Source organism: Pelagerythrobacter sp., from assembly GCF_041912895.1.
Taxonomy (GTDB): Bacteria; Pseudomonadota; Alphaproteobacteria; order Sphingomonadales; family Sphingomonadaceae; genus Pelagerythrobacter.
Genome location: NZ_JAYSGI010000002.1, coordinates 342,815 through 365,580 on the forward strand (window position 1 = coordinate 342,815; position 22,766 = coordinate 365,580).

Here is a 22,766-nt window from a genome sequence, read left to right on the forward strand (position 1 = left end):
CTTAACGCTCGCTCAGCGCTTCCAGCACCGCGTCCCACCGCACCAGCTTGAAGTTCTGCGCTGCCGGCTCGTTCATCCCGTCCTGCGCGATGAACAGGCCCGCCGGATAGTCCGGCCCGAAATCGCCGAGCTTCAGTTCTATCCCGTCGGTTTCCTCGGCGCTGCCGACCGTGCCCGCAGCGATGCGGAAGCGGCCGACCGGTTCCATGCCCGGCAGGCGGAACACGGCATAGGCGTTGTCGCCTTGGCTGGAGACGACGAGCAGCCCGCCGTCCGCCCCTTCGGGCGCGATGGCGATGCCTTCGACATCGGCGACGAGCATTGCGTTGTCGACGCTCGCCACCAGCTCGGCGGCATCCTGCGCGCCGCGCGCGAAGCGCCACACGCCGGCCATTTCCTCGCCGACGTAGAGCGTGCCGTCGCGCGGATCGACCACGCAGCCTTCGGGCTGGGTCGCCAGCTTGTGGCGGAACACCGTCTCCGCGCTCGGCCGGCCACCGTTCCAGCGCAGCGCCTGCCCGTGCAGCGAGCCGTCCTTGACCGGCGAATAGATCATCGCGTCGGCACCATCGCGGCCCGGCCCCATGCAGATGCCGTAGCCCTCGCCCGGCCCGACATCGAGCGTGCCGACACGGGTGAGCGCGCCGCGCGCGGTGTCGAGCGTGAACAGCGCGACCTTGGCGTTCGCCGGGTCGGTCCGCTCGCTCGCGGCGACCAGCACCGTGCCGTCCGCCAGCGTCATCAGGTCGACGTTGTTGAGCAGCCCGCCTTCGAGGAAGCTCCGGATCTCGCCGTCGAGCCCATAGACGTAGAGCCCGGCCTTCTTGTCGGTGGCGACGATCAGGCTGGCGGCGGGATCGGCGGGGTTGCGCCAGATCGCCGGGTCGTCGGCCGCATCGGCGTTCGCGGTGCCGACCGGCTTCGTCTCGCCCGTCGCGGTTACCTCGACCGCCGGATCGCCCATGATCGGCGTGGTCGCGCAGCCTGCGGCGAGCAGCGCCGCAAACGGAAGGACTTTCGCAATATATCGCATCAGAATGTCACCCTTGCCCCGAATTTCATGGTCCAGCTGTATTCCTCGTACTGGTAGAGGTTCTTGCGCCCGCCGTAGGTGTTGTAGGCGAAGTACTTGGCGTTGTTGACGTTCACCCATTCGTAGAACAGCTGGAGCTTGTCGTTCACGCGGTACTTCGCGCTGAGATCGAGCTGGAAATGGTCGTCCACCAGCCGGTCTTCCTCCGCCACGTCGGCCAGTTCGTCGAGGTACTTGTCGCGATAGGTGCCGGCGGCGCGCAGGCTGATCGGCCCCTTCTCGTACCCGATGGTGAGGTTCGCGGTGTGCTTCGAGGTCGCGGGCAGCGAGATCTCGCGCAGGTCCAGCGGGTCGCCCTCGATCGGGACCAGCCCGGTCGCGTCGGTGTAGGTGTAGTTCGCCTGCGCGATCAGCCCGTCGAACGGGGCGGGCAGCATGTCGAACTTGTGCGACAGCGACAGCTCGACGCCGTAGACCTCGGCGCTCTCGCCGTTGATCGGGATCACCGCTTCGTCGAAGTCGATGCCCTGGAACGTGCCGTCCTCGCGCACGGTATCGGCGATGAAGTTCTCGATGTCCTTGTAGAACACCGCCGCCGTCAGCGCGCCGTTGCCCGAGAAATACCATTCGGCCGAAGCATCGAGGTTCCATGCCTCGTAGGGCTGGAGGTTGGGGTTGCCGAACTCGCCCTCGCGCTCGCCGTCGTCGTTCTCCTCGACCACGAAGCGCGGCGCCAGCTTCGACAGCTTCGGGCGCACCAGGCTGCGGTATCCGGCCGCGCGCAGCACCAGGTCCGCCTGCGGTTCGTAGCGCACGGTGAGGCTGGGCAGCCAGTGGCCGTAGTCCCGATCATAGGCGACGGGGGTGACGAACACCGTATCCTCGCCCGCCTCGCCGCCGCCGGGAAGCTGGCCGCCTTCCTCGATCAGGGTCACGATATTGCCGTCGATGTCGTTCTTCGTGTGCTCGTAGCGCACGCCGCCGATCACCCGCAGCGTCGCGCTGTCCCACCGGCCGAGCAGGTATCCGGCCGCGATATCCTCGGTGACGGAGTAATCCTCGACGTTGGAATCGAAGTCGCTGTCGGGCCCGACCAGTTCGAAATCGCCGAAATTGCTTTCCAGCAGATCGCGCACGCCGCCGTAGTTGGGCACCGGCGAAAGGTCGGTCAAGCGGTAGGTCTGCTCGCCCAGCACGTCGGCGAGCGAGAGCGCGTCGTTCTCGTAATAGCGCGCTTCGAGGTTGTAGGCCTTTTCGCGCCAGCGGCCCTTGGCGCCCGCCTGGACCGTGAAGGTGCCGCCATCGGCCACGAATTCGCGGCCGAGATCGAACTTCGCGGCAAACTCCTCGTCCTGCGAATCGGACAGCGCCGTGACCGTCACGTCGTCGAGCGCGTATTCGGCCGGATCGAAGAATGCCGACGCGCCCGGTCCGCTCACCGAATAGAGCGGCACGCGCGGATCGGAATAGTCGACCCCGACCAGCAGGCCCGTCTCTTCGAACCCGGCTTCGAAATTAGCCGGATCGATCGATCCTTCCTCGCGCTCGGTCGATTTGGCCCAGCTTGCCGAATAGCTGGCCTTCCAGTCACCGGTGTCGGTCTCGCCGCCCAGCACGACCGAGCGGATCGCCTGCCGCTCGAAACGGTCCTTGATCGAACGCTGCAGCTCGATCTCGCCATCGGCGTCGTCGAACACGACGGTCGTGCCGTCGCCTTCCGAGGGAGCCTCGTTGAAGGTGAAGGCCACCTCGCGGCGGTATTCCTGATCGTCGAACTGGCTGTAGAGGCCGCGCAGGTAGAGTTCGGTGGTGTCGCTGGCGCGCAGATCGAAATTGAGGTTCGCGCTGATCCGCTCGCGCTCCACGTCGTAGTCGCGGTAGTTCAGTTCCTCGGCGTAGATCAGGCCGTCGTCGTCGTTCCAGCCGTCGGCCTCGATGTTGTCGGTCTCGAACTTGCGCTTGTAGTACGATGCGCCGCCGGAAATGCCGAAGCCGTCGGTGATCCGGGTCGCGAAATCCACGCTGCCCTTGGGCGAGACGTGGTCGGCGTAATCGTTGTAGCTGCCTTCGATCTTGGCGGTCAGCAGGTCATTCTTGCGGTCGAAGGCGCTGGTCGTCTCGATCTCGACCGAGGCGCCGATCGTGTCCGCGTCCATATCGGGGGTGAGCGACTTCTTGATCTCGATCGATTCGATGATGTCGCTCGAGATCACGTCGAGCGCGACCGAGCGCACGTCCGATTCGGGTGCGGGCAGGCGCACGCCGTTCAACGAGGTGGAATTGAGCTCGGGGTCGAGCCCGCGAACCGAGACGAAGCGCCCTTCGCCCTGATCGTTGAGCACGTTGACGCCCGGCAGGCGGCGCAGCGATTCGGCTACGTTCTGATCGGGAAACTGGCCGATCGCGTCGCGCGTCAGCACGTCGCTCACGCCGTCGGCGCCGCGCTTGCGCGACAGCGCGCTGGCGAGGTTGGCGCTTTGCCCGATGACGAGGATCTCGCGCGCGTCCGCGCCGCCGACCAGCACGTCCGCCTGGACTTGCCCGGTGGCGGGCACGCTGATCGCCTGGCGCACGGTGGGCGCGCCGATGTAGTCGACTTCCAGCGTGTAGTCGCCTGCCGGAATGCCGGTGAGCAGGAAGCTGCCGTCGCGCTCGGTGGTCACGGCCCGATCGAGCTCGACGATGCGGACCTGCGCGGCCTGCAACGCGATGGTTTCGCTGGCGTCGCTGACGGTGCCGGCGATCTCGCCGGCCATCGCCGGGACGGCGGTCGCCGCCATCAGCGCGGCGGCGGCGGTGGAAACGAGATAACGCTTGCGGGTAAACATTCGCGGGTGCCCTCCAGGTCCGATCTGGAAGGGCCGCTAGGTTCGTCGTGTTACCGGAACATGGCGCCCATGTGACGGAACGATGAAGCGCGCCGGGCTGATATTTGTGCAACAGCGCGGAAGGCGCGCTCAGGTGGCGGCGGGGCGGCTCGTCGCAGCGAGGCCGAGGATGGCGCGGGCGATCTCGCGTTCGCCCATGATGACGTGATCGGCGCCGAGCCGCTCGAGATAGGCGACCTCCTCGTCCGAATGCGCGCGCGCGAAGATCACGATGTCGGGGTTCTTCTTGCGCGCCAGTTCCGCGATCACGCCGCCCTCGAACCCCTCGGGGATGGCGATGATGATCTTGCTCGCGTGCTCGATCCCCGCGTCGGTCAGCGTCAGCGGATTGGTGGCGTTGCCGAGAACGACTTCGCGCCCGGCCTCGCGCGCGGCCTTGGCCAGATCCGCCTGCTCCTCGACCACGACCAGCGCGCGCCCGCGATGCGCCGCGCCTTCGGCGATCAGGCGGCCGACGCGCCCGTGGCCGACTAGCACGACATGTTGGCGCCGCTCGCGCTGGCGGGTTCGCTCGACTTCGGCGCGCTCTTCTTCCGCCGTGGCCTCGTCTTCTTCCTCGACAGATTTCTTGCCGTCGTTCAGCCGCTTGAAGATCACCGAGAAGATCAGCGGATTGAGCAGGATCGAGAAGATCGCGCCTGCCAGGATCAGGTCGCGCCCCTCGGGCGGCAGGATGCCGAGCGACAGGCCGAGCCCCGCGAGGATGAACGAGAATTCGCCGATCTGGGCGAGGCTGGCGGCGACGGTCAGCGCGATACCGTTGTCATGCCTGAACGCGCGCACGATGCCCCATGCGGCGAGCGACTTGCCGATCACGATGATGAATACCGTCGCGATCACCGGGCCGGGCTGTTCGACCACCACCGCGGGGTTGAACAGCATTCCGACCGATACGAAGAACAGCACCGCGAAGGCGTCGCGCAGCGGCAGCGTTTCTTCCGCCGCGCGCCGGCTCAGTTGCGTTTCGCCCAGGATCATCCCGGCGAAGAACGCGCCGAGCGCGAACGACACGTCGAACACGTAGGCCGCGCCCAGCGCCACGCCCATCGCGATCGCCAGCACCGCGAGGCGGAACAGTTCGCGCGATCCGGTGTGCGCCGTCCAGTGCAGCATGAACGGGATGACGCGGCGAGCCACGATCAGCATGAAGGCGATGAAGCCGCCGACCTTGAGCACGGTGATGCCGAGGACCGAGGCGAGATTGCCGCCTGCCTCACCGCCTTCGCCGCCCTCCATCAGCCCGGCGAGCGCGGGCAGCAGCACGAGCGCGAGGATCATCGCGAGATCCTCCACGATCAGCCAGCCGACCGCGATCCGCCCGCGCTGGGTCTCCACCAGGTTGCGTGCCTGAAGCGCGCGCAGCAGCACCACGGTGCTCGCGACCGACAGCGCTAGTCCGAAGACGAGCCCGGCGGCGATCGACCAGCCGAGATACGTCGCCAACCCCAGTCCGAGCGCAGTCGCGACGCCGATCTGGAGCACTGCGCCGGGCAAGGCGATATTCTTCACCGACAGCAGGTCGCGCAGCGAGAAGTGCAGGCCCACGCCGAACATCAGCAGGATCACGCCGATCTCCGCCAGCTCGTTGGCCAGCGCGATGTCGGCCACGAAGCCGGGCGTGAACGGCCCCACCAGCACGCCGGCGAACAGGTAGCCGGCGACCGGCGAGATGCGCAGCTTGTGCGCCAGCGCACCCATGATGAAGGCCACCACGAATCCGGCGACGATCGTTCCCATGAGCGGCGTGTGGTGCGGCATGCGTTTCCCTGTTGTTCGAATGTCGCCCGACAGTCGGGCACGCGGGCCGCGCGGTCAATGCCGCCGCGCGCCGCGAGGCAACAAAAACGGCAAAGAAAAAGGGCGGCCCCGCGAGGCCGCCCTTTCCTGGTCCGGTATCGGATCGAAGGCGATCAGCGCTTCGAGAACTGGAAGCTCCGGCGGGCCTTGGCGCGGCCGTACTTCTTGCGCTCCACCACGCGGCTGTCGCGGGTGAGGAAGCCGGCGGCCTTGACGGTGGCGCGCAGTGCCGGCTCGTACTTGGCGAGCGCCTGGCTGATGCCGTGCTTGACCGCGCCGGCCTGGCCCGAAAGCCCGCCGCCCTTGACGGTCGCGACGATGTCGAACTGGCCCTCGCGGTCGGTGATCGCGAACGGCTGGTTGATGATCAGGCGCAGCGTCGGGCGCGCGAAGTACACTTCCTGATCCTTGCCGTTGATCGTGACGGTGCCCTTGCCCGGCTTCAACCACACGCGGGCCACGGCATCCTTGCGGCGGCCGGTGGCGTAGGCGCGGCCCTGCTGGTCGAGCTCCTGCTCGCGCAGCGGCGCGGTGCTGGTGGCGATCGTCGCCGCGTCGCCCTCGGGCGCGTCGCCGGCGATGTCCTTGAGGTCCGACAGGTCGGACACGGTGTTCTTGTCGTCAGCCATTATGCGGAGACCTTGTTCTTGCGGTTCATCGAGGCGACGTCGAGCACTTCGGGCTTCTGGCCGTCGTGCGGATGCTCGGTGCCGGCATAGAGGTGCAGCGCACGCATCTGGTCGCGGCCCAGCGGCCCGCGCGGGATCATCCGCTCAACCGCCTTTTCCAGCACGCGCTCGGGGAAACGGCCTTCCAGCACCTTGGCCGGGGTCGTTTCCTTGATGCCGCCGGCATAGCCGGTGTGCTTGTAATAGACCTTGTTGTTCAGCTTGCGGCCGGTGAACCGCACCTTGTCGGCGTTGATGACGATCACGTGATCGCCGCAGTCGACGTGCGGAGTGAAGCTCGGCTTGTGCTTGCCGCGCAGGATGTTGGCGACGATCGAAGCGAGGCGGCCGACGACCAGCCCTTCCGCGTCGATCAGGTGCCACTTCTTCTCGACCTCGGCCGGCTTGATCGACCGGGTGCTCTTGTGGAGCGCCTTCATGGCTGTGGTTCCTTTAGAAATAACATGCCGCGAATCCGCGAGGCGGACCGCGAGAGGGGCGCATTTGTCGCTATGGAGCCCCGAAGTCAAGCAAATCCGGGGGTTGCGGAGGAGGTAAAATAATACCGTGCAGCTATTCAAGCCGCTCGAGCCGCCATGTTTCGAGCGAGGTTCGCACGGTATCGCCGACGCGGGTGACGATCCGGCGGCGGGCGCTGGCGAGGCGCTCGCCGGACGGGTCGAGCGCGCCGTCGAAGCTCACCGTCAGGCTGCCGTCGGCGGTGCCGGATATGGGGAGGCTGCGCTCCTCGCTGCGCGGCGGCGCGGCCGGAAAGAACAGGTCGTGCGGCCAGCGGCTCACCATCGCCGCGCCGGCCTGCTGGACTGCGAGGACATACCGCATGGCTTCGGCGCGCTTTGCCGCGGAGCGGTCGGCGACGTGCTCGCGCGCCGCTTCGGTCAGGCCCGGAATCGGCGGCAGTTCGGCAGGCGGATCGGCAACGATGAAGCCCGCCCGGTCGAGGCGGATCGGAAACAGCCCGGCCTGCGGGTTGTTGCGCTCGACCTCGGCGAGCTTCTCCAGCCTCGGCGGCACCGCGACCTCGACCGCTATCTGTTCGCCTTCGACGGTATATCCGAGGGGTTGCGCAACGAAACGTACCCGCCAGCTGCGGGAAACCACCACCGCGTTGCCGTCGCCCAGATCGCGTTCGAGCACCCGGGTCAGCTTCATCGCGCCGGCGGGGGCGACGAACCGCCGCGTGGACGCATCGCGCGCGATGCCCGGCGCGGCGCAGGCCAGTGCGGCGAACAGCGTGCCGTATGCGAGCACGCGGCGTCTGTCCGCCAGCGCGCTCACGATGGCATTCCCGTCATCGCCGCCGCCCGATGACGTGCAGGCCCCAGGCGGTCGTCATGACCAGCAGCGCCCCGACGAACTGGTGCGCGGTCGCGAGCCACAGCTCGACGCCGGTCAGCACGGTCGCGATGCCGAGCACGATCTGCACCCCGAACGCGGCATGGATCGCGACCGAGGCGCGCCGTTCGAACGGGCGCACCTTGCGCGCGAGCACGATCAACGCGGCGACCGCCGCCCAGGCCCACCAGCGATGGAGGAAATGGATCAGGAACGGGTCGTGCGTCACCGCCCACCACAATCCATTGCCCGCGTGATACTGCGGTACGAAGCGCCCCTGCATCAGCGGCCAGGTGTCCGATGCGAGCCCTGCGTTGAGGCCCGCAACCCACGCGCCGAGCAGCAGCTGGACGAACACCACCAGCGCGATCAGCAGCGAAAAGCGGCCCATGCGCGCCGGGCGAGCGCCGGGAATCTGCGCGAGCCGCTTCAGGTCGAGCGCGGTCCACACGATCCCGCCGAGCGTGAACAAGGCGGTCAGCAGGTGGATCGAAAGCCAGAAATGGCTGACGTCGGTCATCTCGCCGGACAGGCCCGAGCGGACCATGAACCACCCGAACGCGCCCTGCATGCCGCCCAGCGCAAGCAAGGCGACGAGGCGCGGCTTGTATCCGGCGGGGATCGCCTTGCGGACCCAGAACCACGCCAGCGGAATCGCGAAGGCGAGCCCGAGCACGCGCCCGAGCAGGCGATGCGCCCATTCCCAGAAATAGATGAACTTGTAGTCGGCCAGCGTCATTCCGGCCGGACCGGTGATCTGCTGGTATTCGCCGATCTGCTTGTAGCCTTCGAACTCGGCCTGCCACTGCGCTTCGTTGAGCGGCGGGATCGCGCCGGTCACCGGCTTCCATTCGGTGATCGACAGGCCAGATTCGGTCAGCCGGGTGATCCCGCCGACCACGACCATGGCGACGATGATCCAGGCCACCACCCACAGCCAGCGCACCAGCGCTTCGGGACGACCTGCACCGGCCGATACAGGCGAGGTTTCGATAGTTGCGGTCGCGGCCATCGCGCGCTGATGCGGCGAAGGACCGCGAATCGCAAGTCTCGGCCGAGAAAATTCACGGTCCGCACGATGGGGGCTTGTTATATGTTACATTATCTCATACATGGGGGCCGCTCATGGGCAAGATCATTCCTTCGATTCGCCAGCGGCTCGACCGTGCGGGCATCCTTCTCTCGGGGCTGTGCGTGGTGCATTGCCTCGTTTCGATCCTGATCGTCTCGGCATTGGGCATCGGCGGCGAGTTCCTGTTCGCGCCGATCATCCACCGCATCGGCCTCGCGGTCGCGCTGGTCATCGCGGCGGTCGCGATCGGCTGGGGCGCGCTTAGGCACCGCCGCGCCGCGCCCTTCGTCACCGCGATGATGGGGCTGACGTTCATGGGCGGCGCGCTCGCCATGCCGCACGGCATCGGCGAGGTCGTGTTGACCATCATCGGGGTGGCGCTGGTCTCGCTCGGCCATATCCTCAACTTGCGCCACGCGCACTGAGCGCTATCTGGCGGGGCATGGCAGCCCCCCTCACCCTGACCGTCAACGGCGAAACCCGCCGCACCACCGCCACCACGATCGCCGCTTTGGTGCGCGAGCTCGACCTCGCGCCCGAAAAGGTCGCGGTCGAACGCAACGGCGAGATCGTCCCGCGCTCGACGCTGGCCGAAGCCGCGCTGGCGGACGGCGATGCGCTGGAAATCGTGCACTTCGTGGGCGGTGGGCAGGACGACGACACGTGGAGTGTGGCGGGCCGCACCTTCCACTCGCGCCTGATCGTCGGCACGGGCAAGTACCGGGACTTCGCGCAGAACGCCGCCGCGCTCGAAGCGTCGGGGGCGGAAATCGTCACCGTCGCGGTGCGCCGGGTGAACGTCAGCGATCCCAAAGCGCCGATGCTGACCGACTTCATCGATCCGAAGAAAGTGACCTACCTGCCCAACACCGCCGGGTGCTTCACCGCCGACGAGGCGATCCGCACGCTGCGGCTGGCGCGCGAGGCGGGCGGCTGGGACCTGGTCAAGCTCGAGGTGCTGGGCGAGGCGCGTACGCTCTATCCCGACATGCGCGAGACGTTGAAGGCGACCGAGGTGCTCGCGAACGAGGGTTTCCTGCCGATGGTCTATTGCGTCGACGATCCGATCGCCGCGAAGCAGCTGGAAGAAGCCGGGGCGGTCGCGGTTATGCCGCTGGGCGCGCCGATCGGTTCGGGCCTCGGCATCCAGAACCGGGTCACGATCCGCCTGATCGTGGAGGGCGCGGGCGTGCCCGTGCTGGTCGACGCGGGCGTCGGCACCGCCAGCGATGCGGCGGTGGCGATGGAGCTGGGCTGCGAGGGCGTGCTGATGAACACCGCGATCGCCGAGGCGAAGGACCCGATCCGCATGGCCCGCGCGATGAAGCTCGCGGTCGAGGCGGGGCGCGATGCCTACCTCTCCGGGCGGATGGCGACGCGCAAATATGCCGATCCGTCGAGCCCGCTGGCGGGACTGATTTAGCCGCGCATAGTTACCGCGAATTAACCAAGTTGCGCGATCATCGGCCCTGCAACAGGGAAACGCCGATATGCCGAAGGCCGCCATCGCTTCGCTCACGATCGCCGAGATGCGCGAGTTCGCGAGCTTTTCGCCCGCCGAGCAGCGCTACATCCGCCGCAGCCTCGATATCGGGCTCGGCCGTCAGGACGCTTTCAAGCTCTGGGCGCGCGATGCGGCGGAGAATGCCGCGATCCGCAGCCAGTACGTCGCCTATCAGGAGCTCAAGATCCTGCGCGCCGCCATCCCGACGGATTCGGGGTTCGATGGGATCGAGAGTTTCATCGGCAAGCTGACCCGCGTCGCCGCGTTCGATCTCGCGCAGGAACGGATCGAGTGCTTCTCCGCGTTCCGGTTTCTCTACGAACGCCTGCTCGGTGCCGACGCGCGGCCGTGGCTGCCGAGCGCGTTCTGTGCCGCCAGCGCGCTGCCGCAGATCAAGCCGAGCCGCCGCAAGGTGCTGCTCCAGTCGTTGAGCGAAGCCGCGGCGACCGCCCCCGGCTGGTCGGATCGCGCGCCGAGCTTCTATCCCGAATACATCGCGCGCGAAGCCGCCTGAAGCGCGGCCGCCCGCGTCGGCCCCGATATCGCCGATTTGCCCGGCGGCGATAAACCGCTAGCAGGGGCGCCATGAACGCTTCCGCTTCTCCGGCAGAGTCCGCGCGCCCGCCCTTCTTCGGCCTTTCGCTCTGGTCGGTCGCGGCCCCGATACTCGCGGTCGTGGCGGTTGCCCTCGGGAAGCCGGAGGGCCTGGCGAGCGCGCTGGTGATCGGGGTTCTGCTCGGCGGCGCGATCCTCGCTGCGGTCTATCACGCCGAAGTTCTCGCACACTATCTGGGGGAGCCGTTCGGCACGCTGGTGCTCGCGCTCGCGGTCACCATCATCGAATGTTCGCTGATCGTCTCGATCATGCTCAGCGAAGGCGGGCAGGCGCAGGCGCTCGCGCGCGATACGCTGATCGCCGCGATCATGATCACGATCAACGGGATCGTGGGGATTTGCCTGCTCGCAGGCGGCCGGCGGCATCACGAGCAACGCTATACCCAGTCGGGTGTCAGCGCCGGGCTGGCGATGCTCGCGACGCTCTCAGTGCTCACGCTGGTCCTGCCAAACTACACGACCAGCGCGAGCGGGGCATTCTACAGTTCGCAGCAGCTGGTGTTCGTCGCGATCGTCTCGCTGCTGATCTACGGCACCTTCGTCGTCGCCCAGACGATTCGCCATCGCGACCACTTCCTCCATCACATTCCCGAGGCCGACGATCACGCGCACGAAGCGCCCGTGCCGCGGATCAAGGCGCTCGCCTCGGCCGCGGTGCTGATCGTCGCGCTGGTCGCGGTCGTGCTGCTGGCGAAGAATCTCTCGCCGATGATCGAGGCGGGCGTGGCGGGGATCGGCGCGCCGGCCGCGCTGGTCGGCATCATCATCGCCGCGCTGGTGCTCGCGCCCGAAGGCTTCGCCGCGCTGCGTGCGGCCAAGGCGAACCGGGTGCAGACCAGCCTGAATCTCGCGATCGGCTCCGCGCTGGCGACGATCGGGCTGACGATCCCGGCGGTGGCGATCGTCGCGCTGGTGCTCGGGCTCGAGCTCGAACTCGGTCTGTCGATGCGCACCACGGTGCTGCTGGCGCTCACCCTGCTGGTCGCGACGCTGACGCTGGGCCGGGGCCGCACCACCGTCGTCCAGGGCGTGATCCACCTGACGATCTTCGCGACCTACCTGTTCACGACGATCGTGCCGTAGCGATCGGCGGGTCTGCTTGCATCGGTGGATGCGATCGGGGATAGCCCGCCCATGACGATCAACATCACGCCGCTCGAGAGAGCCGTCGCCCGGCTCGAGGAGGGGCTGGCACGGCATCGGGCCGAGCCGGCCGACAGCCAGCTTCGGGACGGCCTGATCCAGCGGTTCGAATTTACCTACGACCTCTCGCACAAGATGTTGCGGCGCGCGCTGGAGGCTGCGGCGGCCGCCCCGGCTGAGATCGATCGGATGAGTTTTCCCACTTTGATCCGCACGGGATACGAGCAAGGCTTGCTCGAACGTGGCTGGCCGGAGTGGGAGGCTTATCGCAAGATGCGAAACATCACCTCGCATACCTACGACGAAGCGCAGGCGAATGCGGTGGTGGCGATGATTCCGGAATTTCTCGAAGTCGCGCAAAACCTCGTCGGGCGCCTCTCGGATGGCGGCGTGCGGTGACTGGTCAGCTGGTGCTGACAGCCGACGAGCGGGCAACGGTGACGGGAATTCTCGCGCGTTCGTTGCCGTCCGGATGCCGGGTTTTCGTATTCGGCAGCAGGGCCGGCGGCGAGGTGAAGCCGTGGTCGGACCTCGATCTTTCGCTGGAAGGCGAAGAGCCGCTTTCGCTGGCGACACTCGCCGCGCTGGCTGATGCGTTCGACGAAGCGCCGCTCCCGTGGAAAGTCGACCTGGTGGACCGCAGCGCGGTGAGCGCAGAATTCGGCGCGATCATCGACCGCGGAAAAATCGCGCTCATCTGAGGCTTCAGCCGCGATAGAGCGCGTCCAGCCGCGCGCCGTAGCGTTCGCGGATCTTGTGGCGGCGGATCTTCATGCTCGGGGTCATTTCCTCGTTCTCGATCGCGAACGGCTCGTCGGCGAAGGCGAACTGGCGGACCTTCTCGATCACCGACAGCTCGCGGTTCACTTCGTCGATCGCGGTCCGCACCGCGCCGCGGAAAGCCGGAAGCGCCTGCAATTCCTGCATGTCGAAGCGGATGTCGTTCGCGCTGGCCCATTCGAGCGCCCATTCGGCATCGGGCACGATCAGGCCGACGACATAGGGGCGCTTGTCGCCGCTCACCATCGCCTGCGCGATTTCGGGCCGCAGCGTCAGCATGCCTTCCAGCTTCTGCGGCGCGACGTTGTCGCCCTTGTCGTTGACGATCATGTCCTTCTTGCGGTCGGTGATGACGATCCGGCCCTTCTCGTCGAGATGGCCGATATCGCCGGTATGCAGCCAGCCGTCTATCAGCGTGCGATCGGTCTCGGCCTTGTTGCGCCAGTATCCGTGCATCACCAATTCGCCGCGGCACAGGATCTCGCCGTCCTCGGCGATGCGGATATCCACCCCGCGCATCGGCGGGCCGACGGTGTGCATCGCGATCCCGGCGCGCGGGCGGTTGCAGGCGATGACCGGCCCGGCCTCGGTCTGGCCGTAGCCTTGCAGCATCGTCAGCCCCATCGCCTCGAAGAACACGCCGACTTCGGGGTTGAGCGGCGCGCCGCCGGAGACCATCGCCTTGATCCGCCCGCCGAAGCGCTGACGGATCTTGGGGCGCAGCAGCCGTTCGAGAACGAAGTTCAACGTCTTGTCGCCGAAGCGATAGCGCCCCTCCGCCTTGCGCTGGCCGAGCGCGAGCGCGCGGTCCATCAGCGCCTTGGCCGCGCCGCCTTGCTTGTCGACCTGCTTCATGATCCGCTGGCGCAGCACCTCAAACAGGCGCGGGACGACGACCATGATCGTCGGGCGCGTTTCCTCGATATTGCCGGCCAGCTTCTCCAGCCCCTCGGCATAGAAGATCTCGGCGCCCACCGCGATCGGCAGGTATTGTCCGCCGGTGTGCTCGTAGGCGTGGCTGAGCGGCAGGAAGGAAAGGAAGCGTTCGTCTTCCGCCAGGCCGAAATCGGTTTGCAGGATTTCCGCTGCGCCGGCCGCGTTGCACAGGATCGCGCCGTGGTGCTGCAGCACCCCGCGCGGCGCGCCGCCGGTGCCGCTGGTGTAGATGATGCAGGCGGTGTCGGCGCGCCCGATCTCCGCGATCCGCGCGTCCACGGCCTGGCGCGCGGCAGCCGCGTCGCCCGTCGTCATGCCCGACCAGCCATGACAGGCGAGCCCGCCCGACTGGTACTTGCGGATGCCGTCGATCGGGATGACATGCTCCGCGATGCCGGTGCGCATGATCGCCGGCAGCAGCGGCTGCGACAGCTTCTCGGTCGAGACGATCACCGCGCGCGCACCCGAATTGTCGAGGATATGAACGTGATCGCGCTCGGTGTTGGTGACGTAGGCGGGCACGGTGACGCAGCCCGCGGCCATGATCCCGAGATCGGCGATGCACCATTCAGGGCGGTTCTCGCTGACCAGCATGACCCGGTCGCCCGGCTCGAGCCCCAGCGCACGCAGTTTTTCCGCCAGCACGCAGACCTTTTTGGACGCCTCGCGCCACGAAATCGTCTGCCATGCGCCCCCGCGCTTCGCGCCGAGGAAGACGGCGTCGCCTTTCGCATCGGCGCGCTTGAGGAAAAGCTCGACGAGATTGTTCGCCGAATCGATATCGGTCAGCTGCAAGTCCTTGGGCTCCTGCTCCCGCGTCCGGCTTCACGTGGCCGGCGGGCCCGGATTACGCTGCCCTCGGCGCAGCGGCAAGCCGCCTCACGGCAGGACGAGCTGCTTCGCGATGCGCGGATCGCGCGCGCCGGTCCAGCGATCGCTCCGGCGCAGCACGGCGTTGGCCTTGGCGCCCGCCTCGTCGGCCGACACCCGGGCATGGCCGAGCGCCTGGAACGCGGGGATCGCGCGCTCCATCCACGTGCCCCGTTCCACCGTCACCCGGTCGCCGAAGCCCATGATGAACGGCATGCCCAGCGCCGCCTCGGCATCCAGCCCGAAGTCGATCACGCCCACGATGCTGCGCGCGGTCTGCACCGGGATCGTGCTGCCGCCCGCCGCGCCGATCGCCAGCACCGGGCGCCCCTGCCGGTCCCACACCACCATCGGCGACATCGAGCTGCGCGGGCGCTTGCCGCCTTCCACGCGGTTGGCGACCATGCGCCCGTCCACTTGCGGCGAGCGGCTGAAATCGGTCAGCTCGTTGTTGAGGAAGAAGCCGCCGCTCATCAGCCCCGATCCGAACGCGCTTTCGACGGTCGAGGTGTAGCTGACCATCGTGTCGTCGGCATCGACCACCGCGAAATGCGACGTGCCGTGTTCTTCCGGCTCGTCGCCGTCGGCGAGCGCGGTCCGCGCGCCTGCGGGGACGCCTGCCGCGACCGTAGCAATCGTCGCATTGGGATCGATCAGCGCGCTGCGCCGCGCGAGATAGCTGTCGTCGACCAGCCCCGCGACCGGGACCGACACGAAATCGCTGTCGGCGAGGTAGAGCTCGCGGTCCGCATAGGCGAGGCGCTGCGATTCGACGAACAGGTGCCAGGTCACCGGGTTCTCCGCCCCCAGCGCGGCGAGATCGAAGCGTTCAAGTTGCCCGAGGATCTGCAACACCGCGATCCCGCCCGAGGTCGGCGGGCCCATCCCGCAGATGCGGTAATCGCGATAGGTGCCGCACACCGCATCGCGCTCCTTCGCCTCGTAGGCGGCGATATCGGCGGCGGTCATCGCTCCCGCGCGCGGCGTCTCGGCGGCGACGGTTTGCGCCAGCGCCTCGGCGAGCGGGCCGCGATAGAACGCCTCGGGCCCGGCAGCGGCGAGCGCCTCGAACGTGCGCGCCAGTTCCTCGTTCACCACCCGGTGGCCCGCCGGGTAGGGCTTGCCCGAAGCGTCGAAGAACAGCGTACGCCCGGTTTCGGTCCAGCCGGCGCGGTCGGCGGTCGCGGTCAGCGAGCCGTTGAGGCGCGGGTTGACGATGAAGCCTTCGCGCGCGAGCCGGATCGCCGGTTCGAACAATGCGGCCCACGGCAGCTTGCCGTGCTGCGCATGCGCCATCGCGGCGAGCGCGACGTTGCCCGGCACGCCCACGCTGAGACCGCTTTTCACCGATTGCGTGAAGGGCGGCACCTCGCCGTTCTCGTCGAGAAACCAGTCGGGCGTCGCGCCCGCCGGGGCTTTCTCGCGTCCGTCGAAGGTTTCCACGGTGCCGTCCGCCGCGCCGCGCACCATGAAGCCGCCGCCGCCGATGCCGCTGCTCTGCGGCTCGACCACCGTCAGCGCCAGCATCGTCGCGATCGCCGCATCGGTCGCGCTGCCTCCCTGCCGCAGCATCGCCATGCCCGCTTCCTCGGCGCGCGGATCGGCGGCGCTGACGGTGCCGATCCCGGCCTCCGGCGCAGGTGCGGGAACGGTGGCGCAGCCGGCGAGGGCGAGCGCTGCGGCGAGGGGCGTGGCGAAAGTGCGGAACATATCCCGCGAGCTATTCGCTCCCGACCGCCTCGGCAAGCGTGGTAAAGCCGTCGCGCCGCATCAGCTTCTCCAGATCGCGCACGATCCGCCGGGCAAGGCCGGGCCCGTCGTAGACCATCGCGCTGTAGAGCTGGACGAGGCTCGCGCCCGCGCGAATACGCGCCCAGGCGTCTTCCGCAGAGCCGATTCCGCCCACGCCGATCAGCGGGATCCCGCCGCCGGTCGCCTTGCGAAAATCGCGCAAGCGCCGCTGCGCCAGATCGCGCAAGGGCGCGCCCGACAGCCCGCCCGTCTCGCCCGCATCGCGCGAGGCGAGGGGCGGGCGCGAGATGGTGGTGTTCGACACGATCAGCGCGCCCAGCCCTCTGTTGAGGGCGATACGCGCGATCGCATCGATATCCGCAGATTCCAGATCGGGGGCGACCTTGAGGAACACCGGCGGCCCGACTGCCGGGCGCGCATCGAGCACCGCGTCGAGCAGCGCGACCAGCGCCGCTTCGTCCTGCAAGGCGCGCAGGCCCGGGGTGTTGGGGCTCGAGATATTGACCGTGAGATAGCTGGCGAGCGGGGCGAACCGGCGCGTCAGCAGCGCGTAGTCGGCGACGCGGTCGGCCGAATCCTTGTTCGCGCCGATATTGACGCCGACGATACCCGGGCGGCTGGCGCGCTTGCGCAACCGCGCCTCGGCCGCGTCGCCGCCGCCGTTGTTGAAGCCCATCCGGTTGATGACCGCGCGGTCCTGCGCCAGCCGGAACAACCGCGGCCTGGGATTGCCCGCCTGCGGTAGCGGGGTGATCGATCCGATCTCGACGAACCCGAACCCGAGGCCGAGCACCGCGTCGGGCACCTCGCCGTCCTTGTCGAACCCCGCGGCCATGCCGAGCGGGTTGGGAAAGCGCAGCCCGGCCACCTCGCTCGCCAGCGGTCCGGGTGCGGGCGGCGCCTTGCGCGGCGCGAAGCCGAGCGCGGCGATCGTGGTGCGATGCGCGGTTTCGGGGTCGAACGCGAACAGCGCGGGGCGGGCGAGGCGGAACAGCATGTGCCGCCTATGGCAAGCGCGCGGCGGCCTGTCGACTAGCGCGCAGACTGCGCGAAAATGGCGTCACGTGGCATAAAATGTCGCCTCAACTTGTCGCATCCATACAATCGTTCGTCGCAGATTGCGCCTAGGGCGGGCGTGCGACCCGAAGGGCTCAGAGCAGCGATGCGATGGGTTCTTGCCTTTCAGGGGCGGCGTCCCATCCGGGATGCCGCCCCTTTTTTGCCCGTCTCTGGCCACGACACCCGATTCGCGCCACAAGCCCCGCGACGCGAACAGGAGGATGGCCCGATGACAGGGAAGACAGGTATTCGAGGCGCTTCGGCGCTGGCTCTCGCACTGGCGCTGGGAGCCTGTGCCACAGCGCAGGACGCTCCACGCACCGCCGCGCCCGCATCGGCGACCGACTCGGTGGGAGAGATCGGGGCGCTGTTCGAGACTTACGACGAGGCGCAGCTCGCGCTGTCGCCGCTGAGCAAGGCCTATCGCGGGATTCGCGACGAGGATTACGACGACTGGGGCGACTTCACCGATGCGGCGGAAGTGCGCGAGCAGGAGCTGCTGCAGAACACCGCGCAAACCATGCGCGAGCGTTACGATCCGGCAGCGCTGCCGGCGCAGGATGCGCTGAGCTACCGTCTGTTCGACGCGATGGCGCAGCGCAGCGCGGCGCTCTTCCCCTATCGCGACTACGGCTACGTGTTCGACCAGATGAACGGCGCGCAGAGCGGGTTGCCGGCGTTCCTGATCAACATCCATTCGGTCGCGGACGAGGATCAGGCGCGCGCCTATGTCAGCCGGATCCAGGGCCTCGGCCCGGTGCTCGACACGCTGATCGCCGAATCGCGCGAGCGCGCGGCGGCGGGCGTAATGCCGCCCGACTGGGTCTATCCCTACGTGATTTCGGATATCGAGAACCTGCTGAACGCGGGCGACGAAAACGCGGTGCTGGAGGATTTCGCGGGCAAGGTCGGCGCGCTCGGCTTGTCCGCCGCCGACAGCGCCGACCTCGTTACGCAAGCGACGGCCGCGTGGAACGGCTCGGCCCGGCCCGCCTATCAGCGCCTGCTCGCCGAAATGAAGCGCCAGCAGCCCAATGCGCCGACCGACGACGGCATCTGGCGCTTACCCCAAGGCGCGCAATACTACGCCGCGCTGCTCAAGAACTACACGACCACCGATCTCACCGCCGACCAGATTCACCAGATCGGGCTCGACAACGTCGAACGCATCCATGGCGAGATGCGCGCGATCATGCGGCAGGTCGGCTTCGACGACACGCTGCAGGAATTCTTCGAATATGCGCGCACCGAGCCGCGCTTCTTCTACGACACGCGCGAGGCCTATCTCGCCGACGTCGAGAAGCACCGCGTGGAAATGGAGGCGGCGCTGCCCAGGTTCTTCTCCGCCCTGCCGACCGATCCGCTGCAGGTGAAGCCGGTCGAGGCGTTCCGCGAGAAGAGCGCGGGCAAGGCGTTCTATTCGCGCCCCGCGCCCGACGGGTCGCGGCCGGGCACCTACTATGTCAACCTCTACAACCTGAAGGACATGAGCAAGAACGAGCTCGAGGCGCTGTTCTACCACGAGGGCATCCCCGGGCATCACCTCCAGCTCTCGATCCAGACACAGCTCGGCGACGTACCGCCGTTCCGCCGCTTCGGCGGGGTGACCGCCTATACCGAGGGCTGGGGCCTCTATGCCGAAGAACTGGGCAAGGACATGGGCTTCTACACCGATCCCTATTCGGACTTCGGCCGGCTGGGGATGGAGCTGTGGAGAGCCTGTCGACTGGTGGTGGACACCGGCCTGCACCACAAGCGCTGGAGCCGCGAGCAGGCGATCCAGTACCTGACCGACAACACCCCCAACCCCGAAGGCGACATCCGCAAGGCGATCGAGCGCTACGCGGTCTATCCGGGGCAGGCGACCGCCTACATGATCGGCAAGCTCAAGATCATGGAACTGCGCGAGAAGGCGCGCGCCGAACTGGGCGATCGCTTCGATATCCGGGGCTTCCACGACGCGATCCTGTCGACGGGGCCGGTGCCGCTGTCGATCATGGAGGAGAACGTCGACGCCTGGATCGCGAGCGAAAAGGGATAGCCTGCTAACGACTCGCAACTGGCGGTTTTCCGTTGAAAACCGCCGTTTCGGTGCATAGGTGCAAATCGGAACGAAACGGTCCGATTAAGCTATGCGCCTGTCCAACCTCGCCGACTATGCCGTCGTCACTATGAGCGCCGCCGCGCGCCATTGCGGCGGTGTGCGCACCAGCGCGGCGGAGCTGGCGGCGGAAACCGGCCTGCCGGTGCCGACGGTGCAGAAACTCGTCAGCAAGCTCGCCGCAGCAGGCCTTCTGCGCTCGGTGCGCGGCGCGGGCGGCGGCTTGCAACTCGCGCGTCCGGCGGCGGCGATCACGCTGGCCGATATCGTGGAGGCGGTCGAAGGCCCGATCGCGCTGACCCAGTGCGTCGAAACGCAGGATTGTTGTTACGAGGCCGGTTGTTCGGTCAAGCCGCATTGGCCGATGGTGAATCAGGCGCTGCGCGGCGCGCTGGCGGGAATTCCGCTGACGCAGCTCGCGGGTGCGAAGGAAGTTGCATGAACGAACAGGTCGACATTCAGGCCAAGCACGTGATCGACGCCGAAGCGCGCGAGGCCGCCGCGAAGGCGGCCGAGTACGAGTTCGGCTGGCATTCGGACATCGACACCGAGTTCGCGCCCAAGGGGCTGAACGAGGATACCGTTCGCTTCATCTCCGCCAAGAAGCGCGAGCCCGAATGGATGCTCGAATGGCGGCTCAAGGCCTTCCGGTTGTGGCAGGACATGGCCGAGCCCGACTGGGCCAAGGTCGGCTATCCGCCGATCGACTATCAGGACGCCTATTACTACGCCGAGCCCAAGGCCAAGCCGAAGCTCGAATCGCTCGACGAGCTCGATCCCGAGATCAAGGCGGTCTACGACAAGCTCGGCATTCCGATCGGCGAGCAGGAAGTGCTTGCCGGGGTCGAAGGCGCGCGCAAGGTCGCGGTCGACGCGGTGTTCGACAGCGTTTCGGTCGCCACCACCTTCCGCGAGGAACTGAAGAAGGCGGGCGTGATCTTTCTCTCGATTTCGGAGGCGATCCGCGAATATCCCGAGCTGGTGAAGACATGGCTCGGCAAGGTTGTGCCGCAGCGCGACAACTACTTCGCCACATTGAACAGCGCGGTCTTCTCTGACGGCACGTTCGTCTACGTGCCCGAAGGCGTGCGCTGCCCGATGGAACTCAGCACCTATTTCCGCATCAACGCCGAGAACACCGGCCAGTTCGAACGCACCCTGATCGTCGCGGAAAAGGGCGCTTACGTCAGCTACCTCGAAGGCTGCACCGCGCCGATGCGCGACGAGAACCAGCTCCACGCCGCGGTGGTGGAACTGGTCGCGCTGGAAGATGCCGAGATCAAGTATTCGACCGTGCAGAACTGGTACCCCGGCAACGCCGAGGGCAAGGGCGGGATCTACAACTTCGTCACCAAGCGCGGGCTGTGCCAGGGCGCGCGCAGCAAGATTTCATGGACCCAGGTCGAGACCGGCAGCGCCGTCACCTGGAAGTATCCAAGCTGCGTCTTGAACGGCGAGGACAGCGTGGGCGAGTTCTACTCGGTCGCGGTGACCAACAATTACCAGCAGGCCGACACCGGCACCAAGATGATCCACAACGGGCGGGGCAGCCGCTCGACGATCATCTCGAAGGGCATTTCGGCGGGCAAGAGCAGCAACACCTACCGCGGCCTCGTTCGCGTCGGGCCCAATGCCGACAACGTGCGCAACTTCACCCAGTGCGATTCGCTGCTGCTCGGTGACAAGTGCGGCGCGCACACCGTGCCCTATATCGAGGTGAAGAACCCCTCGGCCCAGATCGAGCACGAGGCGACCACCAGCAAGATTTCGGACGACCAGCTGTTCTACGCCATGCAGCGCGGGCTGGACGAGGAGCAGGCCGTAGCCCTGATCGTCAACGGTTTCGCGCGCGAGGTGCTGAAGGAACTGCCGATGGAATTCGCGGTCGAGGCGCAGAAGCTGCTGGCGATTTCGCTCGAGGGGAGCGTGGGATGACTCTTAAGAAAGACGTGGAAGCGACCGCTGCCGGATTTCGAGCGCTTGCCAAGCAATACCTCGCGATCAACGATGACGCAGTCAAGATTTGGAGCGAGGCAACCGACAACGGCATTGACTGCCACTCGCTCCCAAGCCTGAAAAAATATGTCAAAACCTCTTACGACTTTTGGATTTCGACTGCGTCGCTTGGCAACCGTGACCTAGGAGACTGGGACGACCTTGACGACTACGAAGCCAAGGGGGAGGCTAAACGGCTGAACGCGAAGTTGATCGAGGCGCAAACACACTTTGAAGGTCGAAGAGCGGAGTTCGAAATACTATCTAGAAGATCAAACGCCGAACTTCAGATTGCGATCGACGGTGCAACTCATCAGGGAAATCCGGATGACTGACCGCAAAACCCTCCAACTCCGCGATCCGTCGGACACCACCGAAGCCCCTGCTCTCCAGAAGAAGGGGCGCGGGTGGAAGATTTCGGACAAGCGGCTCGATGCGCTGCACGAGCGGGCGCGCGACATGCGGCGGCATTCGTCGGAGGCGCACAAGGCGCTCGCGGCGCGTTTCGCCAAGGCCGATCTCGGGCGCTACAAGTTCACCCGCCACGCGGTGGTCGGCAGTGCGATCGTCGATTTCAACTGCCACAACCTCGGCATGGCGATTTCCATCGACGAAGAAGGGCAGGACGACGCGCTGGCGAAACGCCGCGACAAGAGCCTCGAATCGGTCGGCATCCGCGTGATGCGGATCAAGGCCGCCGATATCCTCGAGAACATGGACGATGTGCTCGCGCGCATCACCGCCGGCATGCGCCTGCGCATCGGCGACAAGCAGGCCGCGCGGCGCGAACACCAGCGCAGCAGCGCGCCGCGCGGCGGCAGGGAGCGGCCATGACCCGCACGCTCGTCATTCTTTCGACCCTCGCGCTCGCCACGCCGCTATCCGCCGCACCCGAGGCGCTCACCCACGAACAGGCGATGAAGCGCATGGAGGGGTGTCTTTCGACCGGCGCCCCCGGCGCGCCGCGCACGGGCCTGCGCGCCGCGATCGTTGCACTGCGTTCGCTCTGTGCGCCGCAGATCCACCGCGTGCGCGACTTGCGGCTGGCGGAGATCGACGCGCGCTACGGCCTGCCCGAGGCCAGACTCACCGAAGCGCAGGAGGTCGAACGCCACGCCGCGCACGAAGCCGCCGAACGCCGCCTCGACGACGAGGTCGCCTTCGCGATCGCAAACTATACCGGACTGACCCAGTAAC

22 protein-coding genes are annotated in these 22,766 nt (G+C 67.2%); 12 read left to right on the plus strand and 10 right to left on the minus strand.

Going from position 1 to position 22,766, the window contains the following annotated elements; translation table 11 throughout:
* Position 1 precedes the first annotated feature (1 nt).
* The 7 genes from ACE3QC_RS08700 to ACE3QC_RS08730 form a co-directional block, all read right to left on the minus strand.
* Positions 2-1,033, minus strand: coding sequence for a phytase (locus ACE3QC_RS08700; RefSeq protein WP_374407292.1), 1,032 nt, complete (start codon positions 1,031-1,033; stop codon positions 2-4).
* Positions 1,033-3,861, minus strand: a complete 2,829-nt coding sequence (locus ACE3QC_RS08705) for a TonB-dependent receptor (RefSeq protein WP_374407294.1) — start codon at positions 3,859-3,861, stop codon at positions 1,033-1,035. The genes ACE3QC_RS08700 and ACE3QC_RS08705 overlap by 1 nt, the downstream gene beginning before the upstream one ends.
* Before the next feature lie 129 nt (positions 3,862-3,990).
* Positions 3,991-5,679 carry a YbaL family putative K(+) efflux transporter gene (ybaL, locus tag ACE3QC_RS08710; protein ID WP_374407296.1) on the minus strand — a complete coding sequence of 563 codons (1,689 nt, stop codon included), beginning with the start codon at positions 5,677-5,679 and terminating at the stop codon, positions 3,991-3,993.
* Positions 5,680-5,831: 152 nt separating this feature from the next.
* Positions 5,832-6,347, minus strand: a complete 516-nt coding sequence (gene rpsI / locus ACE3QC_RS08715; protein ID WP_374407298.1) for a 30S ribosomal protein S9 — start codon at positions 6,345-6,347, stop codon at positions 5,832-5,834.
* Positions 6,347-6,826 carry a 50S ribosomal protein L13 gene (rplM, locus tag ACE3QC_RS08720; RefSeq protein ID WP_374407300.1) on the minus strand — a complete coding sequence of 160 codons (480 nt, stop codon included), beginning with the start codon at positions 6,824-6,826 and terminating at the stop codon, positions 6,347-6,349. The genes rpsI and rplM overlap by 1 nt, the downstream gene beginning before the upstream one ends.
* 133 nt (positions 6,827-6,959) lie before the next feature.
* Positions 6,960-7,685, minus strand: coding sequence for a hypothetical protein (locus ACE3QC_RS08725; protein WP_374407302.1), 726 nt, complete (start codon positions 7,683-7,685; stop codon positions 6,960-6,962).
* A 13-nt stretch (positions 7,686-7,698) separates the two neighbouring features.
* Positions 7,699-8,754, minus strand: a complete 1,056-nt coding sequence (locus ACE3QC_RS08730; RefSeq protein WP_374407304.1) for a COX15/CtaA family protein — start codon at positions 8,752-8,754, stop codon at positions 7,699-7,701.
* 113 nt (positions 8,755-8,867) lie between these two features.
* Here ACE3QC_RS08730 and ACE3QC_RS08735 point away from each other — a divergent pair, with 113 nt between their 5' ends.
* From ACE3QC_RS08735 to ACE3QC_RS08760, 6 genes are all read left to right on the plus strand, one after another.
* Positions 8,868-9,239, plus strand: a complete 372-nt coding sequence (locus ACE3QC_RS08735) for a MerC domain-containing protein (RefSeq protein WP_374407306.1) — start codon at positions 8,868-8,870, stop codon at positions 9,237-9,239.
* A 17-nt stretch (positions 9,240-9,256) separates the two neighbouring features.
* Positions 9,257-10,237, plus strand: coding sequence for a sulfur carrier protein ThiS (gene thiS / locus ACE3QC_RS08740; protein ID WP_374407308.1), 981 nt, complete (start codon positions 9,257-9,259; stop codon positions 10,235-10,237).
* Between the two features lie 67 nt (positions 10,238-10,304).
* Entirely contained in the window at positions 10,305-10,832 is a 528-nt protein-coding gene (locus tag ACE3QC_RS08745) for a hypothetical protein (RefSeq protein ID WP_374407309.1), read from the plus strand.
* Positions 10,833-10,903: 71 nt separating this feature from the next.
* On the plus strand, positions 10,904-12,016 hold the full coding sequence (locus ACE3QC_RS08750; RefSeq protein ID WP_374407311.1) for a calcium:proton antiporter: 1,113 nt from the start codon (positions 10,904-10,906) through the stop codon (positions 12,014-12,016).
* 51 nt (positions 12,017-12,067) lie between these two features.
* Positions 12,068-12,475: an HI0074 family nucleotidyltransferase substrate-binding subunit gene (locus tag ACE3QC_RS08755; protein WP_374407313.1), complete on the plus strand. Its 408-nt coding sequence runs from the start codon at positions 12,068-12,070 to the stop codon at positions 12,473-12,475.
* Positions 12,472-12,777 carry a nucleotidyltransferase family protein gene (locus tag ACE3QC_RS08760; protein ID WP_374407315.1) on the plus strand — a complete coding sequence of 102 codons (306 nt, stop codon included), beginning with the start codon at positions 12,472-12,474 and terminating at the stop codon, positions 12,775-12,777. The genes ACE3QC_RS08755 and ACE3QC_RS08760 overlap by 4 nt, the downstream gene beginning before the upstream one ends.
* Positions 12,778-12,781: 4 nt before the next feature.
* Here the strand turns inward: ACE3QC_RS08760 and ACE3QC_RS08765 are convergent, their stop codons facing one another.
* From ACE3QC_RS08765 to ACE3QC_RS08775, 3 genes are all read right to left on the minus strand, one after another.
* Positions 12,782-14,587, minus strand: coding sequence for a long-chain fatty acid--CoA ligase (locus ACE3QC_RS08765; RefSeq protein ID WP_374407317.1), 1,806 nt, complete (start codon positions 14,585-14,587; stop codon positions 12,782-12,784).
* An 84-nt stretch (positions 14,588-14,671) separates the two neighbouring features.
* Positions 14,672-16,372 carry a gamma-glutamyltransferase gene (gene ggt, locus ACE3QC_RS08770; protein WP_374407319.1) on the minus strand — a complete coding sequence of 567 codons (1,701 nt, stop codon included), beginning with the start codon at positions 16,370-16,372 and terminating at the stop codon, positions 14,672-14,674.
* Between the two features lie 10 nt (positions 16,373-16,382).
* Positions 16,383-17,411, minus strand: coding sequence for a quinone-dependent dihydroorotate dehydrogenase (locus tag ACE3QC_RS08775; protein ID WP_374407321.1), 1,029 nt, complete (start codon positions 17,409-17,411; stop codon positions 16,383-16,385).
* Positions 17,412-17,702: 291 nt separating this feature from the next.
* Between ACE3QC_RS08775 and ACE3QC_RS08780 the strand changes: the two genes are divergently transcribed.
* The 6 genes from ACE3QC_RS08780 to ACE3QC_RS08805 all read left to right on the plus strand — a co-directional run bounded on the left by ACE3QC_RS08780 (position 17,703) and on the right by ACE3QC_RS08805 (position 22,765).
* A complete protein-coding gene (locus ACE3QC_RS08780; protein WP_374407323.1) occupies positions 17,703-19,514 on the plus strand; it encodes a DUF885 family protein in 1,812 nt (603 codons plus the stop codon).
* A gap of 91 nt (positions 19,515-19,605) precedes the next feature.
* Positions 19,606-20,016: an SUF system Fe-S cluster assembly regulator gene (locus tag ACE3QC_RS08785; protein ID WP_374407325.1), complete on the plus strand. Its 411-nt coding sequence runs from the start codon at positions 19,606-19,608 to the stop codon at positions 20,014-20,016.
* Positions 20,013-21,509, plus strand: coding sequence for a Fe-S cluster assembly protein SufB (gene sufB / locus ACE3QC_RS08790; protein ID WP_374407327.1), 1,497 nt, complete (start codon positions 20,013-20,015; stop codon positions 21,507-21,509). The genes ACE3QC_RS08785 and sufB overlap by 4 nt, the downstream gene beginning before the upstream one ends.
* The gene (locus ACE3QC_RS08795; protein WP_374407329.1) at positions 21,506-21,904 is read left to right on the plus strand and encodes a hypothetical protein; all 399 of its coding nucleotides are present in this window, start codon (positions 21,506-21,508) and stop codon (positions 21,902-21,904) included. Before sufB ends, ACE3QC_RS08795 begins: the two co-directional genes overlap by 4 nt.
* The gene (locus ACE3QC_RS08800; RefSeq protein ID WP_374407331.1) at positions 21,897-22,403 is read left to right on the plus strand and encodes an endonuclease domain-containing protein; all 507 of its coding nucleotides are present in this window, start codon (positions 21,897-21,899) and stop codon (positions 22,401-22,403) included. The genes ACE3QC_RS08795 and ACE3QC_RS08800 overlap by 8 nt, the downstream gene beginning before the upstream one ends.
* Positions 22,400-22,765: a hypothetical protein gene (locus ACE3QC_RS08805; protein ID WP_374407333.1), complete on the plus strand. Its 366-nt coding sequence runs from the start codon at positions 22,400-22,402 to the stop codon at positions 22,763-22,765. The genes ACE3QC_RS08800 and ACE3QC_RS08805 overlap by 4 nt, the downstream gene beginning before the upstream one ends.
* The last annotated feature ends 1 nt before the right edge of the window (position 22,766 follow it).